The 20,453-nt window shown below is 71.8% G+C and carries 18 protein-coding genes; 16 read left to right on the forward strand and 2 right to left on the reverse strand.

What is annotated here, in order from left to right; all coding sequences use genetic code 11:
- The first annotated feature begins 18 nt into the window (after positions 1–18).
- The 8 genes from ACXJKF_RS02730 to ACXJKF_RS02765 all read left to right on the forward strand — a co-directional run bounded on the left by ACXJKF_RS02730 (position 19) and on the right by ACXJKF_RS02765 (position 12,195).
- Entirely contained in the window at positions 19–1,251 is a 1,233-nt protein-coding gene (locus tag ACXJKF_RS02730; RefSeq protein WP_456786203.1) for an ATP-grasp domain-containing protein, read from the forward strand.
- Between the two features lie 242 nt (positions 1,252–1,493).
- A complete protein-coding gene (locus ACXJKF_RS02735; RefSeq protein WP_456786204.1) occupies positions 1,494–3,080 on the forward strand; it encodes a pectate lyase family protein in 1,587 nt (528 codons plus the stop codon).
- A gap of 46 nt (positions 3,081–3,126) precedes the next feature.
- Positions 3,127–4,368, forward strand: a complete 1,242-nt coding sequence (locus tag ACXJKF_RS02740; protein ID WP_456786205.1) for a pectate lyase — start codon at positions 3,127–3,129, stop codon at positions 4,366–4,368.
- A gap of 97 nt (positions 4,369–4,465) precedes the next feature.
- Positions 4,466–6,301: an HSP90 family protein gene (locus tag ACXJKF_RS02745; RefSeq protein ID WP_456786206.1), complete on the forward strand. Its 1,836-nt coding sequence runs from the start codon at positions 4,466–4,468 to the stop codon at positions 6,299–6,301.
- On the forward strand, positions 6,298–9,159 hold the full coding sequence (locus ACXJKF_RS02750; protein WP_456786207.1) for a hypothetical protein: 2,862 nt from the start codon (positions 6,298–6,300) through the stop codon (positions 9,157–9,159). The genes ACXJKF_RS02745 and ACXJKF_RS02750 overlap by 4 nt, the downstream gene beginning before the upstream one ends.
- Before the next feature lie 55 nt (positions 9,160–9,214).
- Positions 9,215–9,778 carry a hypothetical protein gene (locus ACXJKF_RS02755; RefSeq protein ID WP_456786208.1) on the forward strand — a complete coding sequence of 188 codons (564 nt, stop codon included), beginning with the start codon at positions 9,215–9,217 and terminating at the stop codon, positions 9,776–9,778.
- Between the two features lie 131 nt (positions 9,779–9,909).
- On the forward strand, positions 9,910–11,049 hold the full coding sequence (locus tag ACXJKF_RS02760) for a thermonuclease family protein (RefSeq protein ID WP_456786209.1): 1,140 nt from the start codon (positions 9,910–9,912) through the stop codon (positions 11,047–11,049).
- A gap of 27 nt (positions 11,050–11,076) precedes the next feature.
- Positions 11,077–12,195: an FAD-dependent monooxygenase gene (locus ACXJKF_RS02765; RefSeq protein WP_456786210.1), complete on the forward strand. Its 1,119-nt coding sequence runs from the start codon at positions 11,077–11,079 to the stop codon at positions 12,193–12,195.
- 70 nt (positions 12,196–12,265) lie between these two features.
- On the opposite strand, the gene ACXJKF_RS02770 is transcribed toward ACXJKF_RS02765, so the two are convergent.
- A complete protein-coding gene (locus ACXJKF_RS02770) occupies positions 12,266–13,222 on the reverse strand; it encodes a DUF4862 family protein (RefSeq protein ID WP_456786211.1) in 957 nt (318 codons plus the stop codon).
- 209 nt (positions 13,223–13,431) lie between these two features.
- Between ACXJKF_RS02770 and ACXJKF_RS02775 the strand changes: the two genes are divergently transcribed.
- From ACXJKF_RS02775 to ACXJKF_RS02805, 7 genes are all read left to right on the forward strand, one after another.
- The gene (locus tag ACXJKF_RS02775; RefSeq protein WP_456786212.1) at positions 13,432–14,472 is read left to right on the forward strand and encodes a TRAP transporter substrate-binding protein; all 1,041 of its coding nucleotides are present in this window, start codon (positions 13,432–13,434) and stop codon (positions 14,470–14,472) included.
- A 62-nt stretch (positions 14,473–14,534) separates the two neighbouring features.
- The gene (locus ACXJKF_RS02780; protein WP_456786213.1) at positions 14,535–15,020 is read left to right on the forward strand and encodes a TRAP transporter small permease; all 486 of its coding nucleotides are present in this window, start codon (positions 14,535–14,537) and stop codon (positions 15,018–15,020) included.
- Entirely contained in the window at positions 15,017–16,324 is a 1,308-nt protein-coding gene (locus ACXJKF_RS02785; protein ID WP_456786214.1) for a TRAP transporter large permease, read from the forward strand. The genes ACXJKF_RS02780 and ACXJKF_RS02785 overlap by 4 nt, the downstream gene beginning before the upstream one ends.
- 24 nt (positions 16,325–16,348) lie before the next feature.
- Positions 16,349–17,179, forward strand: a complete 831-nt coding sequence (kduI, locus tag ACXJKF_RS02790; protein ID WP_456786215.1) for a 5-dehydro-4-deoxy-D-glucuronate isomerase — start codon at positions 16,349–16,351, stop codon at positions 17,177–17,179.
- Between the two features lie 18 nt (positions 17,180–17,197).
- Positions 17,198–17,989, forward strand: a complete 792-nt coding sequence (locus ACXJKF_RS02795) for an IclR family transcriptional regulator (RefSeq protein WP_456786216.1) — start codon at positions 17,198–17,200, stop codon at positions 17,987–17,989.
- 83 nt (positions 17,990–18,072) lie between these two features.
- A complete protein-coding gene (locus ACXJKF_RS02800) occupies positions 18,073–18,861 on the forward strand; it encodes an SDR family oxidoreductase (RefSeq protein ID WP_456786217.1) in 789 nt (262 codons plus the stop codon).
- 15 nt (positions 18,862–18,876) lie between these two features.
- Complete coding sequence (locus ACXJKF_RS02805; RefSeq protein WP_456786218.1) at positions 18,877–19,377, forward strand: DUF2716 domain-containing protein; 501 nt, start codon at positions 18,877–18,879, stop codon at positions 19,375–19,377.
- Positions 19,378–19,379: 2 nt separating this feature from the next.
- On the opposite strand, the gene ACXJKF_RS02810 is transcribed toward ACXJKF_RS02805, so the two are convergent.
- Positions 19,380–19,949, reverse strand: a complete 570-nt coding sequence (locus tag ACXJKF_RS02810; protein WP_456786219.1) for a TetR/AcrR family transcriptional regulator — start codon at positions 19,947–19,949, stop codon at positions 19,380–19,382.
- A 57-nt stretch (positions 19,950–20,006) separates the two neighbouring features.
- Between ACXJKF_RS02810 and ACXJKF_RS02815 the strand changes: the two genes are divergently transcribed.
- Positions 20,007–20,450 (forward strand): LIC_13387 family protein, encoded by a 444-nt coding sequence (locus ACXJKF_RS02815; RefSeq protein ID WP_456786220.1) that lies wholly within the window; start codon positions 20,007–20,009, stop codon positions 20,448–20,450.
- Positions 20,451–20,453: the final 3 nt, after the last annotated feature.

Consider the following 20,453-nt stretch of genomic DNA (forward strand, 5'->3'; position numbering starts at 1 on the left):
CTGACCGGAGGACCCTCTGTGACGTCCCACCTGCTCGTTCTCGGCGCACGCCCGGAGACCCTCGAGGCGGCCCGTCGGCTCGGGATCGCGGTCATCGACGTGCAGCGGCCCGACGTCGTGGGCGGTCGGCAGGACGCCACGACCGTCGTGGTCGACTTCACGCAGGACGCGCTGCTCGACGCGGCCGTCGACGACCTGCGTGCGCGCCGCACGATCGGCGCGGTGATCTCGATGACCGAGGCCGGCCTCGTCCCGGCCGCCCGCCAGCGCGCCCGGCTCGGCCTGTCCGGGCACGGTGCGGCCGTCTCCGCCACGCTGCGGGACAAGGCGGCGATGCGCGCGGCCATCGCGGACGTGCCGAGCCTCGTCCACGTCGCGTCGAGGGTGGTCGCGGACGAGCCGGCCGCGCTGGGCTTCGCCCGGGAGGTGGGCTACCCGCTGGTGCTCAAGCCGGTCGACGGCGCGGCGAGCATCGGGGTCTTCGGTGTGCACGACGACGACGAGCTCGTCGCGGCGCTCGGGCTCCTGCGCGCGGTCGAGGCGGACCTCGAGAGGCCGGGTCGCCGGCAGTTCGGCATCACGGGACACCTGCTCGAGGTGCTCGTCGCGGGGCCCGAGTACAGCGTCGAGTGCTTCTCGTTCGCGGGGCGGCACGTGGTGATCGGCGTGACGGAGAAGGCCGTCGGACCCGGCTTCGTCGAGCGCGGCCACCTCTTCCCGGCGCGGTGCACGCCCGACCAGCGTGCGGTCCTGTCCGGTGCGGCGGTCGACCTCCTGACGGCGGTGGGTGTCACGGACGGGCCGTCGCACACCGAGGTGAAGCTGACGCCCCGGGGTCCCGCGATCATCGAGTCGCACGACCGCCCCGGTGGCGACCGGATCGTCGACCTGGTCGCGCTCGCCACCGGGTTCGACCTCGAGGAGTCGGCGCTGGCGTGGGCCGCCGGGCTGCTGGAGCCGCTCGCGGGCACCCCGGAGGTCCGCCAGGCCGCTGCGACGGCGTTCGTGTCCGCGGAGGCCGGGACGGTCCGGTCGTTGGGCGGTCTCGCGGCGGCCGAGCAGGTCGCCGGGGTGGTGGACGCACGCTTCCTGGTCGAGGAGGGCGCCACCGTGGGGTCCGGCAACGGCAACCTGGACCGGGTCGCGCAGGTCGTCGCGGTCGGCGCGACGGCAGCCCGGGCCCGGCGCAGCGCGGACGCCGCCGCGGCCGCGCTGTCGGTCACGACGGGCACCGTCGCCGGGGTCGTCTAGGCGGTCACGGGCGTCACCGTGCGGCTGACTGCGCCCCGGTCCGCACCGGGGCGCCCGCGCGGTGCCGCTGCGGGCCTGGCGGTCCGATGAGAAACACGGTGCCGAAACGTTTCGCCCCTCGGTCCTTGGAAAGCGGTCTCCTACCATCGAGAAACCGGTTGCTCACGCTCCCGACCCCGGGACGCCACAGCCCCCGGGTCGACAGCAGCGGCCTGACCTCCAATGACGAAGATGAGGCAACGATGAGACGAGCACTAGCACGACGACCCCTCGCGGCGGTGGCCACGCTGGCCATGGCCGCCACGATCGGGGTGACGGCGATCTCGATGTCTGCCGCGCAGGCGGCGACCGGCGGAGTCACCGGGTACGCGACGCAGAACGGCGGCACGACCGGTGGCGCCGGTGGCGCGACCGTCAGCGCCTCCACCGGCACCGCCATCCACCAGGCCCTGTGCAGCCGCGCCAGCGCCAGCACCCCCATCACGATCCAGGTCTCCGGGACGATCACGGTGGGGAACACCGCCAAGGTCTCGGGCAGCAGCTGCACCACCGCGGCGGGCGTGATCGAGCTCAAGAACATCAGCAACGTCACCATCGTCGGCGCGGGCAGCGGTGCCATGTTCGACCAGATCGGGATCCACATCCGGGACTCGAAGAACATCATCATCCAGAACGTCACCGTCAAGAACGTCAAGAAGTCCGGCTCGCCCACGTCCAACGGCGGCGACGCCATCGGCATGGAGAGCACGGTCCGCAACGTGTGGGTCGACCACGTGACCCTCGAGGCGTCGGGCGGCGAGTCCGAGGGCTACGACGGCCTCTTCGACATGAAGAACGACGTCCAGTACGTGACGTTGTCCTACAGCGTCCTGAAGAACTCGGGCCGTGGCGGTCTCATCGGGTCCAGCGAGGACGACCGGGGGAACGGGTTCATCACGTTCCACCACAACCTCTACACCAACCTCGACTCGCGCACCCCACTGCTGCGCGGCGGCATCGCGCACATCTACAACAACTCCTACGTGAACCTCCACGAGTCGGGGATCAACTCCCGGGCCGGCGCCAAGGCGAAGGTGGAGAACAACTACTTCAAGGACTCGAAGGACGTCCTGGGCACGTTCTACACGGACCAGGCCGGCACCTGGCAGGTCGCGGGGAACATCTTCGACAACATCACCTGGTCGGCCAAGAGCAGCGAGAACAACCCGGCCGGACCGAACGTGACGTCGACGACGTCGGTCAGCATCCCGTACTCGTACACGCTGGACGGCGCGAGCTGCGTGCCGTCGATCGTCAGCCAGACGGCCGGCGCCGGCAAGGGGCTGAGCGTCTCGAACGGCTCGTGCACCCCGACGACGCCGACGGCGACCCCGACGACGACGCCCACCAGCACCCCGACGTCGACCCCGACCTCCACCCCGACGTCGACGCCCACCCCGACCCCGACGTCGACCGCCCCGAGCGGGACCAACCTCAGCCTCAGCGCTGGTGCGGACGGCTCGAGCAAGGGCAGCGGGACCAGCTACGGCAACGTCAAGGACGGCTCGCTGAGCACGTACTGGTCGCCGAGCGGCTCCACCGGGAGCATCTCGATCAAGTGGGGCTCCGCCACCACGGTCTCGAAGGTCAACATCCGTGAGACCTCCGGTGCCAGCGGCCGGATCGGCGCCTGGAAGCTGATCAACGCCGACACCGGCGCGGTCCTGAAGACGGGCAACGGCGCCGGCGTCATCAGCTTCAGCTCCACGTCGCTGAAGAAGATCACGTTCGAGATCACCAGCGCGTCGTCGTCGCCGCAGGTCGCGGAGTTCGAGACCTACGCCAGCTGACGCGATCGCGTCGGCACTCACATTCACCGATGAAGATGAGGCAATCATGAGACGGACTTCAGCACGACGGCCCCTCGCGGCCCTGGCCACCCTGGCCATGGCGGCCACGATCGGGGTGACCGCGATCTCGATGTCGGCCGCGCAGGCCGCGTCGACCAACCTGAGCCTCGGCGCGGGTGCCGACGGCTCGAGCAAGGGCAGCGGAACCAGCTACGGGAACGTCAAGGACGGCTCGCTGAGCACGTACTGGTCCCCGAGCGGCTCCACCGGCCAGATCTCGATCAAGTGGGGCTCCGCCACGACCGTGTCGTCGGTGGTCATCCGGGAGACCTCGGGTGCCAGCGGCCGGATCGGCGCCTGGCGTCTGCTGAACGCGGACACCGGCTCGGTCCTGAAGAGCGGCAACGGTGCCGGCACGATCAGCTTCAGCTCGACCTCGCTGAAGAAGATCACGTTCGACATCACCGGCTCGTCCTCCACCCCGCAGGTCGCCGAGTTCGAGACGTACGCCGACGGCACGTCGCCGACGTCGTCCCCGACCTCCTCCCCGACCTCGTCGCCGACGTCGAGCCCGACGTCGTCGCCGACCTCGTCCCCGACGGCTCCGCCGTCSGGTTCGTGGCCGTCGGCGTCGGGTGAGAAGAAGGTGTCCTCGACGATCAATGTCTCGGGCACCCTCGATGGTGGGTACGTGCGGTACTACGGGATCTCCTCGGGTGACCAGGACGAGTCCCAGCCGCCGATCTTCCAGCTCTCGGACGGSGCGACGCTGAAGAACGTGATCATCGGCACCGGTGCCGGTGACGGGGTGCACTGCACGGGCACCTGCACGYTGGAGAACGTGTGGTGGGAGGACGTGGGCGAGGACGCGGCCACGCTGAAGGGCTCGTCGAGCTCGCAGGTGATGACCGTCAACGGCGGCGGTGCCAAGGGTGCCTCCGACAAGGTCTTCCAGCACAACGGCCCGGGCAAGTTCGTGATCAAGAACTTCACCGTGTCCGACTTCGGCAAGCTCTACCGCTCGTGCGGGAACTGCTCCAAGCAGTACGCCCGCACCGTGGTCATCGACAACATCAAGGTGACCGCGCCGGGCAAGTCGYTGGCCGGGATCAACTCCAACCTCGGTGACAAGGCCACGATCACGAACGTGACGATCTACAACGACTCGTCCAAGAAGATCGTGATCTGCGAGGAGTACAAGGGCGTGACCTCCGGCGAACCGTCGAAGATCGGCTCCGGACCCTCCTCCGCGTGCGGGTACTCGACCTCGTCCATCACCTACAAGTGAGGAACCGGCCCACCGCACCCCCGACCGGGTGCGGTGGGCCGCTCCATGTCCGCGCGAACGCCGCCCCCGTGCTGGACGCCTGCCCTACAGTTCACGCGTGCCCGAGGACGAGAGCACCTTCCAKGTCGACCTGCGCGGCATCGTCGACCTCCTGAGCCACCACCTGTACTCCGGTCCGCGGGTGTACGTCCGCGAGCTGATGCAGAACGCGGCCGACGCCGTCACGGTGCGGGGGTCCGGCGACGACCGGCCCGCGCTGCTGCTGGTCCCCACGGACGTCGCGACCGACGGCCGGCTGCACGCGACGGACTCCGGCGTGGGGCTCGACGAGGACGACGTGCGCACGTTCCTGGCCACCATCGGCCGGTCCAGCAAGCGCGACGAGCTGGGCCTGGCGCGCGCGGACCTGCTCGGGCAGTTCGGCATCGGGCTGCTCAGCTGCTTCATGGTCAGCGAGGACATCGAGGTGGTGTCGCGACGGGCCGGCGGGCCGTGGGTCCGGTGGCTCGGGCACGCGGACGGCACGTACGAGCTGTCGACGCTGCCGGACGGCCTCGCGGCGGACGACGAGCGCAGGACGTGGCTGGCCGACGGGCCGGGGACCTGCGTGACGCTGGCGCCGCGGCGCGGGAGCGAGCACCTGCTCGACAGCACCGCCGTCGTGGAGCTGGCCCGGCACTTCGGCTCGTACCTGCCGCACCGGGTCGTCGTGCGGACCGGGACGGGGGACGTGGAGGCGAGCCTGCAGACGCCGCCGTGGCGGATCGAGGACCCCGAGCGCCGACGGGCCGCCTGCGTGGAGCTCGCCACCGCCGACCTGGGGGGAGCGCCGTTCCACGTGCTGCCGATCCGGGTGCCGCAGGCGGGGCTCGACGGTGTCGCCGTGATCGGCGGGCACCGCGCGGCGAGCGCCAGCCAGGGACGTCACCGGGTGCACCTCAAGGGCATGCTGCTGTCCGACCAGGTCCCGGACCTGGTCCCGGAGTGGGCGTTCTTCGTCCGGTGCGCGGTGGACTCCCAGCTGCTGCGGCCCACCGCCAACCGCGAGGCGCTCTTCGACGACGACCTGCTCGAGCAGACGCGCGCGGAGATCGGCGCCCAGGTGCGCGCGTGGCTGGTGCGCATGGCGTCGACGCAGCCCGAGCGGATGGGCCGGTTCCTCGCCGTCCACCAGGTCGCCGTCAAGGCGATGGCGCTGCAGGACGACGAGCTGCTCCGCATCCTCCTGCCTCTCCTGCCGTTCGAGACCAACCAGGGCCGGTGCACGCTGCCCGAGCTCCTGCGGACCACCGACGTGGTGCGGGTGGCGGGGACCGTCGACGACTTCCGCCAGGTCGGTTCCGTGCTGGCCGCGCAGGGCGTCGCCGTGGTGAACGGCGGCTACACGTTCGACCTCGACCTGGTGCGCCGGCTGGTCGACGTCGAGCCGACCGCCGTCGTGGAGGTCGTCGTGCCCGCCGACATCGACGGGCACGTCCGGCTCGTCCCCGACGAGCGGCTGGGCGAGGTGGCGGCCGCGCTGGCCGACGTGCGGGCCGCGCTCGACGGTGTCCAGGTGGACGTCGAGCTGCGGGCGTTCGCACCGGCCTCGCTGCCCGCACTCCTCCTCGACGAGGGGGACCGTCGCGACCGGCGGGAGGTGCGCGCCGCCGCCGCGGAGGCCGACGACGTGTGGAGCGCGCTGCTCGGCGCGTTCGACGACGGCGGCAGCGACCGCCCGCGGCTGCTGCTCAACGACACCAACCCGACGGTGCGGCGGATCCTCGTCCTGCAGGACGCCGCGCTGCGGCAGGTCGCGGCCGAGTCGCTGTACGGGAGGGCCGTGCTCGCGGGCGGTCGACGGCTCCGCCCGGTCGACGCCGCGCTGGTCGACCGCTCCTTCAACACCCTGCTCGACCGTGCGGTAGGCGAACCCGGAGGGACCCTCACGTGACCACGACCCGAGCCGAGCTCGAGCAGCTGCTGCACGAGGTCGCCCTCGCCCCGCCGCTCGAGCGCACCGCCGCGGCCGAAGACCTCGTCCGGGCCGCCGACGCCTCCGCCGACGACGAGATGCGGTTCCGGGCCCGGCTGGAGCTCGTCGAGTCGTGCTTCTACGCGACCGCGAAGCACCGGATGTTCGCGCCGTTCKCCTTCCTGGTCCAGCGCTACGACGCCGACCCGGACTGGCTCACGGCCGACGACCGGCACCGGGTGCTGTGGCTGCACAAGTGGATGGTGGTCGACCTCCTCGACCACCCCGAGGTCGCGCTGGACCAGCTGGAGACGGTGCTCGACGGCATGCGCCGCCGCTACGTCGCGGCGGGCGAGGGGCTCGGTCCCGTGCTCAGCTGCACCTACGTGCTGCGCGCGCACGTCCACGGCGCGGCGGCGGCCGAGGCGGAGTTCGACGCGTGGCGACGCGCGCCCCGGACGCGGCTGTCGGACTGCGAGGGCTGCGAGCCGGAGGTCCGGATCTCCCACCTGGCCGACCTGGGCAGGCACCAGGAGGCCGTCGACGAGCTCGGTCCCGTGGTGCGCGGCGAGGTCGGGTGCTCCGAGCAGCCGCAACGGTGCGTCAGCATGGCGCTGGCGTCGATCGTCGAGCTCGGTGACGTCGAGACGGCCGCCGCGATGCACCGCAGCGCCTACCGCGCGAGCCGACGCAACCCCGGGGAGACCGCCGCGGTCGCCCGGCACCTGGAGGTCCTCGCGCGCACCGGCAACATCAGCCGCGGCCTGGACGTCCTCGCGGAGCAGCTCGACGCACTGGAGCGACCGTCGTCGCCGATGACCGGGATGCAGCTCGCCGCGGCCGCCACGCGCCTGCTGCGGACGGTGGTCGAGGTGGGGGACGGCGACCGGCTGGTCCGGGGACGCGGCCGGCAGCCCGAGCGCGCCGCCGACCTGCTCGCCCGCGTCGAGTCGCAGGCGCTCGACACCGCGCGCCGGTTCGACGACCGCAACGGCACCCCGGTCGTCGGCGACCAGGTCCGCCGCTGGATCACCGCGCCGGACCTGCCGGCCCTCCCGCTCGGCTCGACCCACCCGGACCGCGCGACCGACCCGCCGCTCGACCTGCCGCGGGTCCCGGCACACCCCGCCCTCCAGGAGGACGTCGACCTCGGCGCCCTCGACGTCCCCGCGCTGGCGGACCTCGCCGCCCTGGCGCAACGCGTCGCGCACCGCCCGACCTGGGACCGGCTGGCCGCGCACTGGGCGACGCGGCGCGAGGCGGAGACCGCCGACGTCCGGGCCCGCGCGGACCTCGACGCGTTCGTCGCCTGGAGCTCGATCGACCCCGAGCCGGGCCTCACGCAGAGTGCGGCGCGGCTCTACCGCCAGCTCGGCGACGAGGCCGAGGCGGTCCTCGTCGAGCTCCTGGGCGACCTGCGTGCCGCGCGCCCGATCGACGTCACGACCGTGCTGGAGGCCGTGGACGCGGCGGGGACCACGAGCCAGCGCGCGCTGGCCCGCTCCCGGCTGGCCGTCGACGCGTCCGACGAGCCTGCCGCCCGCCTGCGCACCGCGGCGCTTGACCTGCTGGCCTCGATCGACCAGCCGACCCCGCACGACCGTGGCCTCGTCGCGCGTCTGCGCCTCGCCACCGATCCCGACGGCCCGGTCCTCGAGCCGCTCCAGGACGGCGAGGAGCCGGAGGTGCGCGTCCAGGTGCTCGGCGGACGAGCCGGCGCCAGCGCGAACGCCGGGGACCTGCCCGGCGCGTTCGCGCTGCTCGACGACGCCGCTGCCGTCGCGCGGACCGCGGGGGCACCCGCGCTCGCCCTGCACGTCGAGGCGGCGCGCGTCCGGGCGTTCGTCGCGTCGGGCGACCACGAGCGCGCGGAGACCCACGCGATGTCCGTCTCCGCGGCCGCCCTCGACGAGGGCCTCACCGACGTCGCCATCGACTGCCGCACCCTCGTCGCGCACGTCATGGCCCGGCGGGGTCGCGAGATCGAGGCGATCGAGCTGGCCGAGTCGACCCTCGGGATCGTCGCGCGCGAGCGGGTCGTGCCCCGCAGGCAGCGCCAGTACCGGGCCGAGCAGCGCCTGGCCCTGCTGGACCTGGCCTCCCGCCTGTCGTCCGCGCTGGAGGAGCCCGACCGGGCGGAGGCCCTCGCGCGTGAGGCCGTCGGCCTCGCGACCGGGCCCGACGGAGCGCCCGCGCACGCGTGCCACGCGCTGCACCGTCTCGCCGGTCTGCGGGAGACGACGGACGCGGTCGAGGCCACCCGCCTGTACGCCGAGGCGCTCGACGCAGCCGTCGCCGGCGGGCAGGACGCCGCGGCCCTGGTGGTCCGCCGCGACCGCATCTGGGCGCGCTTCGACGCCGACGGGCTCGATGCGGCGCTCGCGGACCTCCTGGACGCCCGCAGCGCCAACGAGGCCGCACAGGTACGCGTCCTCACGGAGCCGTCGACGGCCGACGGGCTGGCCACCTGGGACTTCCCGTGGGAGGACGCCACGCTCCGGAGCCTGACCGCGCAGCTGCTCGCGCAGGCCGGTGAGCACCAGCGCGCGCTCGACACCCTCGACGGTCTGCCCGCCGTGTGGGAGGCCCTCGGCGACGGCGCCCGCGCCCTCGACTGCGAGAGCCTGCACGGCATCACGCTGCTCCGGATCGGCCGCGACGCCGAGGGGCTCGCGCAGCTGGACGACGTCGCCGTCCGCGCCCGAGCCGCCGGTGCGACCCAGGTGAGCAGCCACGCCGCCGGCGCCGCCGCGAGGTGGCTGGACCAGGCGGGCCGACCCGACGAGGCGCAGGCGTTCTGGGAACGGCACTTCGGCGACGACGAGGCCGGCGTCTGACGCGTCGCGGCGTATGCGGCGGGTGCGTGTCAGTGGTCGGTTGCACCCTGGTCCCATGATCACTCTCTCGTGCTCGTGCGGTTCCGCCGGGACCACCCGTCGTCACCCCATGCGCGGCCTGTCCGCCGACGAGCGTGCGGCGCTGATCCGGGGCGCGTTCTCGGTGAGCGGGGGCTTCCTCGCGCTCGAGGTCGACGCCTCCTGGCACCCGGGCTCCGTGGAGCCCACCGAGTCGTGCGTCGTGCTCGCGGACCTGGACTCCCTGGACGCCTCGGCAGGGCTCGACGCCGACGGGGCCAAGGCGATCCGGGACCTGCTGGAGATCGGGCACGTGAGCGGCCAGCCGTTGCCCGCACCCGTCGAGGTCGGCTCCGTGCGGTTCCGGGTCGCGCCCGCCGACGAGTTCGGACCCGCGATGTCCTACCTGGTGACCGACGGCACCGAGACCCTCCTGGAGGCGACCGTGCCCGTCCCGCACGACGACATGCTCCCCGCGCTGGTCGCGGTGCACAGCAGCCGCGGGGCGACCGGACTCACGAGCCTCGACGCGCTCGCCGCGCGCTTCGGCCTGGCGACGGCCCTCGCGCACCTCGACCGGGACCGCGCCGCCGTGGCGTGACCGCGATGCGGGTGTCTAGGCCCATGGTCCTGGGTGACGGGCGACTCTGACGGGTTGGATGGCACGTGCGGGCAGGACTCTGCTGGCTCGCCGATCGCACCCTTCCCATACGCAGAGCGAATGGACCTCCCATGCATGCAGCCATCCTCGCGCTGGGCGCACTCGTCACTGGCGGGGTCGTCGTCGCGGCAGTCGCGATCAGCAACGCGGTTCCCGAGGTGACCACCGCGGTGGTCGTCCGAGTCGTCGACGGCGACACCGTCGACGTTCGTGGCGAGGAGGGCATCAGCCGGGTGCGTCTGCTGAACGTCGACGCTCCCGAGACCGTCGACCCGAGCAAGTCGGTCGAGTGCCTGGGGCCGGAGGCATCGGCGCGGTTGCACGAGCTGCTCCCCGAAGGCACGCAGGTGACTCTCCGGCACGATGTGGAGCCGACGGACCGGTACGGGCGGGAGCTGGCGGGCGTGTTCGTCGGGGACCAGTTCGTGAACGCTTCACTGGCACGCTCGGGCCTTGCCGCGGCGGTCGTCGTCGGCGAGAACGACCGCTTCTACGACGCAGTCCTGGCCGCACAGGAGGAGGCGCGAGCCGAGGGCATCGGCCTCTTCGCCGACTCGGTCGCATGCACCGTCCCCGCCCAGGTCGCTGCATCGGAAGCTGCGACCGCAGCCGTGATCGCCGCGCCGATCCCCGCCGACATCGGGTCGATCGACGCGTACGCCGGAAACCTCGCGGCCGCCGGAGCGACGGCGGGAGTCGTCGCGACCCTGCTCGATCGACCCGACGGCGACCGTGCGTTCCTCGGGCTCAGCGCCGCCTTGCTCACCGATCTGCGGGACCGGGCGGCGACGAACACGCACTCGATCGAGCAGCGCACCACGGAGGTGAGCGTCGCCCGCGCCAACGAGGTGGCCCGCCTCGAGGCGGAGCGAGTCGAGGCCGAGCGGGTCGAGGCGGAGCGAGTCGCCGCGGTGCAGGCTGCTGAGGCGCAGGCGGCTGCAGCCGCGGAGGCTCAGCGGGTGGCTGACGCGCAGCGCGCGGCGGACGCGAACCGAGCGGCCGCCAAGAGACCCGCCGCGAGACCGGCCGCACCGGCTGATCCGGTTGCACCGGCGGCTCCGGCCGAGCCGGCTGCACCTCCCGCGTCCTCCGGCGGTGGAGGAGACACCTACACGGGTTGCCGTGCGTACGGGCCGTCAGGCACCTCGATCGACAACAAGGGTCGGCCGTACACGAAGATCGACTGCGTCACCAAGGTGCCGCTCGGCTGAGGCCTGCCCGCCTGACAGCATGTGTCCATGCAGGTCACGGTTGTCGGCGCAGGAATCGGCGGGCTCGCGGTCGCGGTAGGCCTCCACCGCCGAGGGCACGAGGTCGCGGTGCTCGAACGCAGCCCGGACCTGTCGGCGCTGGGTGCGGGCATCTCCTTGTTCCGCAACGGGCTCAGGGCGCTGCGGGTTCTCGGGCTGGAGGACGAGGTCCGGGCGATCGCAGCGCCGGTCGGCGCCGGGACCAGCACCGGACAGCGTCAGCCGTCGGGGCGGTGGCTGGTGCGTGTGCCGGCGGGGACGGTCGACGACCTGGCGGTGGTGCACCGTCACGACCTGCAGCGCGTCCTGCTCGCCGCGCTGCCGGAGGGGGTCGTGCGCACGGGCGTCGAGGTGACCGCGGTCGAGCACGCGCGCGGTGTGGTCGTCGTCGCGTCCGGGACGCGGACGTCGGCGGACCTGGTGGTCGGCGCGGACGGGCTGCGCAGCGCGGTGCGTGGCACGTTCACCCGCGGTGTAGAGCCCCGGTACGCCGGGTACTCCGCATGGCGGGGCGTCACCGACGGGCCGGTCGACGTCCTGGGCGGTGCCGGTGAGACGTGGGGGCGTGGCGAACGGTTCGGGTTCGTGCCGCTGCGGGACGGCCGGGTGTACTGGTTCGCCGTCGCCAGCCTCCCGGCCGGCGCGCTGTTCGCCGATGAGCATGCCGAGGTCGTGCGCCGGTTCGGCCATTGGCACGCACCGATACCCGCCCTGGTGGCGGAGACCGGGACGGTCCTGCGGCACGACATCCACGACCTCGACCGGCGGCTGCCGTCGTTCGTGCAGGGCCGGGTGGCGCTGCTCGGCGACGCGGCGCACGCGATGACGCCGGACGTCGGGCAGGGCGGCGGGCAGGCGCTGGAGGACGCGGCGACGCTGACCGTCCTCGCCGGCCGCGGCGACCTGCGGGCCGCGCTGCAGGAGTACGACCGGCTGCGACGCCCGCGCACGCAGTCGATCGCGAGCCGGGCACGCGGMGTCGGTCGCGTGGCGCAGCTGCGCTGGRCCCCGGCGGCCGCCACCCGTGACCTGCTGCTCCGTCTGCTTCCGGACGCGGCGTCCGCGCGCGCCGCGACCGCGACGCTGCGCTGGGAACCACCGCAGTAGACAGCCACCGAGCACGCTGGGCACGCGCGGCGACAGGGTGCCGCCGAGCGCGTGCTGGCGTCGGTGCTGGTCAGAGGCTTGCGCGCGCCTCCGCGACGAGCTCCAGCGACGCGCGCGCGACGGCGAGCCGGGTGGCGACGTCGGCGTCCGTCGGMCGCACGCCGACCTTCACGCCGACCCGGGGGACGTCACCGGCGACCTTGAGGGTCTCCGTGATCTCGGCGAGTCCCATGAGCGAGTTCGCGGAGGCGGCGAGCGCGGGGTGGTCGTCGGAACGCGGCGGGATGTGCATGTCCGACCACGGCGGGTTCCAGGGGGTCTCGGCCCCGGTCGCACCGGAGAGCACGAGCATCCGCAGCAGACCGGCCTCGGCGACCGCCTGGGTGTGCTCGACGGCGGTGGCGGTGCTGCGCCCCTCGATCACGGACCGGCCCCAGTTGACGCACATGCCGAGCACGTCGGCGGGCAGGCCCTTGGCGCGCACGACGACGAGCTCGTCCTCGAGCGTCCAGAACCCCTTGGCCGGGGTGAGTCCGGGCACGTAGGCGTCGCAGTGCTCGACCAGGAGCTCGGCGCCGGCCAGGTCCCAGCCGAGGATCTCGTCGAGCGAGCGGGAGAACGCCTCGACTGAGCCGCCGCGCGGCCCGGGTGCACTGTGGACCTCGATCGCGCTCACGCGTCGGCGGCCGTCGGCCTGCGCCAGGGTGACGGCGAGGTCGCGGGCGCGGGCGACGTCGGCGAGGGCGTGGGCCCGCTGGTCTTCGTCGAGCGAGCCGAGGCCATAGGTCGGCGCGACGCCGAGGCGGGGCATCATCGTCGGCACCAGCGAGACGACGACGTCCCACTCGGGCCGCAGGTTCCGCGCCACCCAGGCGGGTTCCAGGCTGCGGGTGCCCTCCACCGGCAGGGCGTGCTCGATGCCGCCGATGCCGAGGTCGACCAGGCCGGCGAAGAACTCGTCCTCCTCCGCGGGGTCCTCGGGTGCGGCGATGTAGCCCGAGAGCAGCAGGTGGCGCAGCGACGGCATGGATCCTCCGGATAGTCGGCGATGACTTGACGAGCGGAGCCAGACTATCTACGTTTTCCGCTGTACGGAACCGAGTTCCATTTTCAGACAGTCACCGACGCCTGTCCCCGACGACGACGACGTCTCGGCAGAACCTCCTGCTCCCCCCGCCCTCCCCTCCGCTGCTCGACCAGCGCGCTCACCCCGTGAGCCGACGAAGGAGTCATCCCATGATGCGAAGCAAGGTCGTGTCGTTCACCGCACTGCTCGGGGCCACCGCCCTCACGCTCGCCGCCTGCAGCAGCGGGGCGACGCCCGGAGCCTCCGAGTCCGGCGGGTCCACCGAGGAGGCCGTCTCGACGACCACCTTCAAGGTGGCGTTCAACCAGCAGCCGACCCACCCGCAGTACGTCGCGATCGACGCCATGGGCGACCGGATCAAGGAGCGCACCAACGGCGCCTACGACCTCGAGGTGTTCCCCAACGAGACCCTCGGCGCCCAGAAGGAGACCATCGAGCTGGTGCAGTCCGGCGCGGTCGAGTTCGCCATGGTGGCCGCCCCGCTGCTCGAGAACTACAACCCCGACTTCGTGGTCTTCAACCTGCCGTTCACGTTCGACTCCCAGGACCACCAGCGCGAGACGACGAACGACCCCGAGATCGTCTCCGAGCTCTACGCGTCGCTGGACGACCAGAACCTGCGCGTCCTGGGCTCGTTCCACGGCGGCATCCGCTCGATGTACAACTCGATCAAGCCGATCGTCACGCCCGCGGACATGGAGGGCATGAAGATCCGCGTCATCGAGTCCGAGACCAACATCGAGATGATGAAGCTCATGGGGGCGACGGGCACCCCGATGGGCATGGGCGACGTCTACACGGCCATCCAGTCCGGCGTCATCGACGGCGCCGAGAACAACGAGCTGACCTACTCGGGCGTGAAGCACTCCGAGGTCGCCCCGTACTTCAGCTACACCAAGCACCTCATGCTGCCGGACTACCTCATCACCAACCCGGCCGTCATGGACGGGCTCCCCGAGGACGTCCAGGAGATCTTCGCCGAGGAGCTCGCCACGGCCATCGAGGAGGAGGGCGATCTCTGGAAGACCCAGATCGACGTCGCCAAGCAGGAGGCCATCGACGCCGGCGCGAAGTTCAACGAGGTCGACGAGGAGGCGTTCGCGGAGGCCATCGCCCCGCTGACCACGTCGAAGCTCACCAACGACTTCATCAAGGACATCCACGCCAAGGTCCGGGCAGCGGCTAAGTGAGCGAGCACCCGCTGAGCCCTGAGAGGCYGTCGGTGCCGGCGAGGTTCAAGTCGMTGCTCGACATGGTCCTGCGCGCGATCTGCGTGACCCTCTTCGCGCTCCTCGTCGTCCTGGTGACCTGGCAGGTCTTCACCCGCCTGGTCCTGTCGAACCCGAGCATCTGGTCGGAGGAGGCAGCCAGGTACGTGTTCATCTGGCTGAGCCTCATCGGGATCTCGATCGCGACGGGCGAGAAGGCCGACGTGGCGATCGACTACTTCGTGCAGAAGGCCCCCCTCGCGGCTCAGCGGGTGCTCGAGATCGTCGMGTACCTCGCCACCCTGGCGTTCGCGCTGCTCGTCATGGTCTGGGGCGGCTACCTCAACGCCGCCCAGACCATGCACCAGCTCAACCCGGTCCTGCCGATCTCGGCCGGCGTGCTGTACCTCGCGGTGCCTGTCTCCGGGGTCCTGCTCACCTTCTACCTGCTCTACCACCTGATCAGGACGCTCTCCCCCAGCTACGCGGGGGTCGAGCACATCGCTGCAGAGGACGGGGTCGAGCTGTGACCGACATCGCGCTGGTGAGCACGGTCATGATCGGCGGGATGGTCCTGCTGATGGTGATCGGAGCACCCATCAGCATCAGCATCGGCCTCCCGTCGGCCATCTCGATGATCCTCGTCCTGGGCCTGGAGAACGGCGCCACCACCTCGGCGCAGCGCATGTTCAACGGCGTCAACTCGTTCGCCCTGCTGGCCATCCCGTTCTTCGTCCTCGCCGGCGGCATCATGAACAACGGCGGGATCGCGACCAGGCTCATCAACCTGGCCAAGGTGCTCGTCGGCAGGACCCCGGCGCCGCTCGCCCAGACCAACGTCCTGGCCAACATGCTGTTCGGCTCGGTCAGCGGGTCCGCGATCGCTGCGGCGGCGGCCGTCGGCACGACGATGGCGCCGATGCAGGCGAAGGACGGCTACGACAAGGCGTTCACGGCCGCGACGAACGTGGCGTCCGCGCCGAGCGGCATGGTCATCCCGCCCAGCAACCTGCTCATCGTCTACGCCCTGGCCAGCGGCGGGACCTCCGTCGGGGCGCTCTTCATGGCCGGGTACGTCCCGGGCATCCTCTGGGGCGTCGCCTGCATGGCCGTCGTCTGGTTCTACGCCCGCAAGCACCCCGAGCTCCGCGCGCCGGTGCGGGCGAGCCTCGGCGAGCTGGGGCGCACGTTCGTCCAGGCGCTGCCCTCGCTGACCCTGGTCGTCGTCGTGATCGGCGGCATCATCGCCGGCTTCTTCACGGCGACCGAGGCCTCCGCGATCGCGGTCGTCTACGCGCTCCTGCTGTCGTTCCTCTACCGGGCGATCTCGATCAAGGACCTGCCGCACATCCTGTACGCCGCGGCCCGGACCAGCTCCGTGGTGATCTTCCTGATCGGCGTCTCGTCGATCATGTCGTTCGTCATGAGCTTCACCAAGATCCCGCAGCTCATCGCGGAGACGCTGCTCGGCTTCACCGACAGCAAGGTCGTCGTCCTGCTGATCATGATGATCGTCCTGCTGATCATCGGGATCCCGCTGGACGCCACCCCGGCCATCCTGATCTTCACGCCGATCTTCCTGCCGATCGCCGTGCAGTACGGGATCGACCCCGTGCACTTCGGGATCATGATGACGTTCAACCTCTGCATCGCGGTGATCTCCCCACCTTCGGCACCCGTGCTGTTCGTCGGCGCGCAGGTCGCCGGCGTCAAGGTCGAGTCCGTCATCTCGCGGCTCATGCCGTTCTTCCTCGCGCTCGTCGCCGTGCTCCTGCTGGTGACCTTCGTGCCGGCCCTGTCCCTCTGGCTTCCGGGCCTCTTCGGCCTGCTGTAAGTCGAACCCACCGAAAGGCACTCCATGGAACAGCGCTACGCGACGAGCCCCGAGCACGTCCCCGGCATGGACACCGACGAGCTGCGTCGCCGGTACCTCGTCGAGAACCTCTTCGTCGACGACGAGGTGGCCTCCGTCTACACGCACCACGACCGGGTCGTCCTGCTGGGCGCCACCCCCGTCAGCGGACCGATCTCGTTGCCGACCTTCCCGGAGATCCGCTCCGAGTTCTTCTTCGAGCACCGCGAGGGCGGGATCGTCAACGTCGGCGGACCCGGGACGGTCTCCGTCGACGGCACCGCGTACGAGCTCGGTCACGGCGCCTGCCTGTACGTCGGGCGGGGTGCGGTCGACGTGGTGCTGTCCTCGTCGGACCCGGCGGAGCCGTCGCGCTTCTACCTGGTCTCGGCACCCGCGCACACCGCCTACCCGACGACGCTGGTCGAGGCCGGCGGCGGGGTTGTTCGTGAGCTCGGCGACGCGCTGACCTCCAACCGGCGCACGCTGAACCAGTACATCCACGAGAACGGGGTGCGCAGCTGCCAGATCGTCATGGGCGTCACCACGCTGCACCCGGGCAGCATGTGGAACACMATGCCCGCGCACACCCACGACCGGCGCACCGAGGCGTACCTGTATTTCGACATGGCGCCCGAGGCGAGGATCATCCACCTCATGGGACACCCGTCGGAGACCCGCCACCTCATCGTGGCGGACCAGCAGGCGATCATCTCGCCCAGCTGGTCGGTGCACTCCGGCGTGGGGTCGGCCAGCTACAGCTTCGTGTGGGCGATGGCGGGCGAGAACCAGTCCTTCGACGACATGGATGGCTTCGCCATCGCGGACATGCGCTGAGGCGACAGGATGACGACCATGGCCTTCGACAAGACGGAATCCCAGACGTCCGCGACTTCCGCCGCATCGTCGGCGAGCGCGAGCGAGAAGACCCTCCTCGTCCTCGAGGCGGCCCTCGACCACCCGCGCTTCAGCGACGTGGTCGAGGCGACCGGTCTGGCGAAGGCCACGGCGCACCGCATCCTTGCCACCCTCGCGGAGTCCGGGTTCATCACTGTCTCGCAGGAGGGCACGTACCTGCCGGGGCCGAAGATCCTGTCGCTCGCCGGCCGGGCGCTCCAACGCATCGACATCTCGTCGATCGCGCAGCCGTTCGTCGACGACCTCGTCGACGTCGTGCACTGCACGGTCCACGTCGGGGCCGTCAACGGCGACGAGATCGTCTACCTGATCCGCAGCGACTCCGACAAGCCGTACCAGATGCCCTCGCGCGTTGGCCACGCCCTCCCGCTGCACACGTCAGGGATCGGCAAGGTCGTCCTGGGCGGCTTCACGGACGAGGCGCTGGAACGCCTGGTCGCACGGGCCGGGCTGACCCAGCGGACGGAGCACACGATCACGACGCTCGACCGGTTGCGCGCGGAGGTCGAGGACATCCGACGCCTCGGCTACGCACTCGACCGGGAGGAGAACGTGCCCGGCGTCGTGTGCGTGGCAGCGCCGATCCGGGACCACACCGGGACGATCCGGTACGGGCTCAGCATCTCGACGCTCACCCTGGAGCACACCCTGGACCAGGTCGAGGCGATGGCCCCGCTGGCGATCGGGACGGCCGACAAGATCTCCGCCGCGCTCGGCTACAGAGCCTGACCTCCGAACCACCCGCACGACCCGCACGGCCGGCGCCGTGCGGCGGACGAGCACGCCCGCACCCGAGCAGAGAGCACCGACCCATGACCCTCGCCCCGCCGCCCGCCGCCTACCTCGAGAGGCTGTTCAGCCTCGAAGGACAGCTCGCCGTCGTCACCGGCGCGAGCCGGGGCATCGGGCTGGCCATCGCGCAGTCGCTCGCGTCGGCCGGTGCGGACATCATCGCCGTGAGCCACGCGATGCCCTCGGGGGACAGTCCCGCCCGCGCTGCCGTCGAGTCGCTCGGGCGGACCTTCACCCCGCTCGCCGCCGACCTGTCCGACGCCTCCGACGTCGCCGCGCTGGCCGCCGGGCTCGCCACCCGCCCCGTCGACATCCTCGTGAACAACGCCGGCACCATCCGCCGGACCCCCGCAGCCGAGCACTCCGACGAGGACTTCGACCACGTCCTGGGCGTCAACCTGCGTGCCACCTTCACGCTGTCCCGGGAGATCGGCCGCGGCATGATCGAGCGCGGCGGCGGGAAGATCGTGAACACGGCGTCGATGCTCAGCTTCCAGGGCGGGATCAACGTGCCCGGGTACGCGGCCTCCAAGTCGGCCGTCGCCGGGCTGACCAAGGCGCTCGCCAACGAGTGGGCCGACCGCGGGGTCAACGTCAACGCCGTCGCTCCCGGCTACGTCTCCACCGCGAACACCCACGACCTGCGGCAGGACGCTGAGCGCAGCGACGCCATCCTCGCGCGCATCCCCGCCGCCCGCTGGGCCGAGCCGGCCGACATCGCGGGTGCGGTCCTGTTCCTGTGCTCCCGCGCCGCCGACTACATCCACGGCGCGGTCCTGCCGGTCGACGGCGGCTGGCTGGCCCGCTGACCGTACCCTCGGCACGTGAGCGAATCGGAGCGCATCTGGCGGCCGATGGACTACGCGACGGCCTGGGCCCCGTTCGATGCCCGTTTTGCCGCCCGCCCGGACTTCTCCGAGCGGTACGCCCCTGCCCTCCAGCTCGACGCCGGGTGCCTTGTCATCGACCTCGCCGACGTGTTCGAGGAACGGGGCGCCCGGTTTGCCGCCGGGGAGGCGGCGATCTCCGCGGCCGCGCTCCGCGCCTTCGTCTGGCTCGCCGGGGACGAGGACCTGGTTGCGCTCGACTGGCAGCACCAGTCCTATCGTTGGTCGCCGGCAGCGCAGGCCTTGTCCGACTCGGAGTGCCTCGTGCCGGTGTTCCCCAACGGGGACTACTACGCGCACATGCCGGGTGACCTGAGGTGGGGAACGTTCGGCCACCCGTGGCAGCAGACGATCACGATCTGGGGCGACGAGCTCGTGCGCACGCTCGGTGCCGAGCTGCTCACGTGGTTGCCGCGGCACCCGCAGAGCATGGCCTGAGGTCAGCCCAGCGCGGCCCGGACGAGGGTCATCGCCAGTGCACGCAGGTCGGTCGGTGACATCCGTCGCTCGGCCGGGCCGGTGAGCTGGTCCAGGACGACGCCGTCGATGCAGCTCACGAACCAGAGCGCGGTCCGCGCGGGCTCGGCGCACCCCTGCGTCTCGAGCACGGTGGTCATCTCCGCCCTCAGCCGGTCTCCCGCGGCGTGGAGCTCCGTCGCGAGCTCGGGCCGTCGGCGGGAGTGCAGGAGCAGCTCGTAGCGGGCGAGGTGGCGGTGGGCGTCGACGGTGATCCAGTGCCACATCAGGTCGGCGCCGAGGTCGGCCAGGGTGTCGGCGGTCATCGGGCGGTCGGCGATCCCCGCGGCCGACAGCTCCTGCAGGTCGAGCTCGACGAGTCGGCGGACGCACGCGGTCACCAACTGGTCGCGCGTGCGGAAGTAGTAGCTGGTGGACCCGAGCGGGACCCCGGCCTCTGCGTCGACCGCCCGGTGGGTCAGGCCGCGGAGCCCGTCCCGGGCGACCAGTCGCAGCCCGGCGTCGCTGAGAGCTGCCTGACGGTCGGTTGACATGGCTTCACTMTACAAAAGTAGAGTCCTCGACATCTGTAGAGGACGAGGAGGAGTGCGATGAGAGCCCAGACCGCGACGCGCATCGGAGGGTGGGCCTTCGTCCTGACGGGGGCGGGTCACCTGACGCTGGCGAGCCTGCTGCCGTCCACGGGTGACCTGCTCGTCGTGGAGCGGCAGATGACGCACGCACGGTTCCCGATGGCCCCGAGCCACACCGTGGCCGACCTCATGCAGGGGTTCAGCGTCACGATGTCGTTGCTGCTGGTCGCGTGGGGCGTGTCCGTCCTGCTCATGACGCGCCACGGCCGGACCCCCGAGCGGGCGCAGCTCGCCCTCATGCTCGCGCTGTCCCTCGCCGTGCTGGTCACCGCGGTGCTGCTGCTCCCCGCGCCGCCGATCGTCCTCATGGCCGTCGCGTCGTTCGCGTTCGCGATAGCGCTGATCGCGCGCCGTTCGGCGGCAGCCTCACCGGCGGCCGGCACGGCGGCGATCAACCGCTAGCGC

The organism is Cellulomonas sp. P5_C5, from assembly GCF_054049655.1.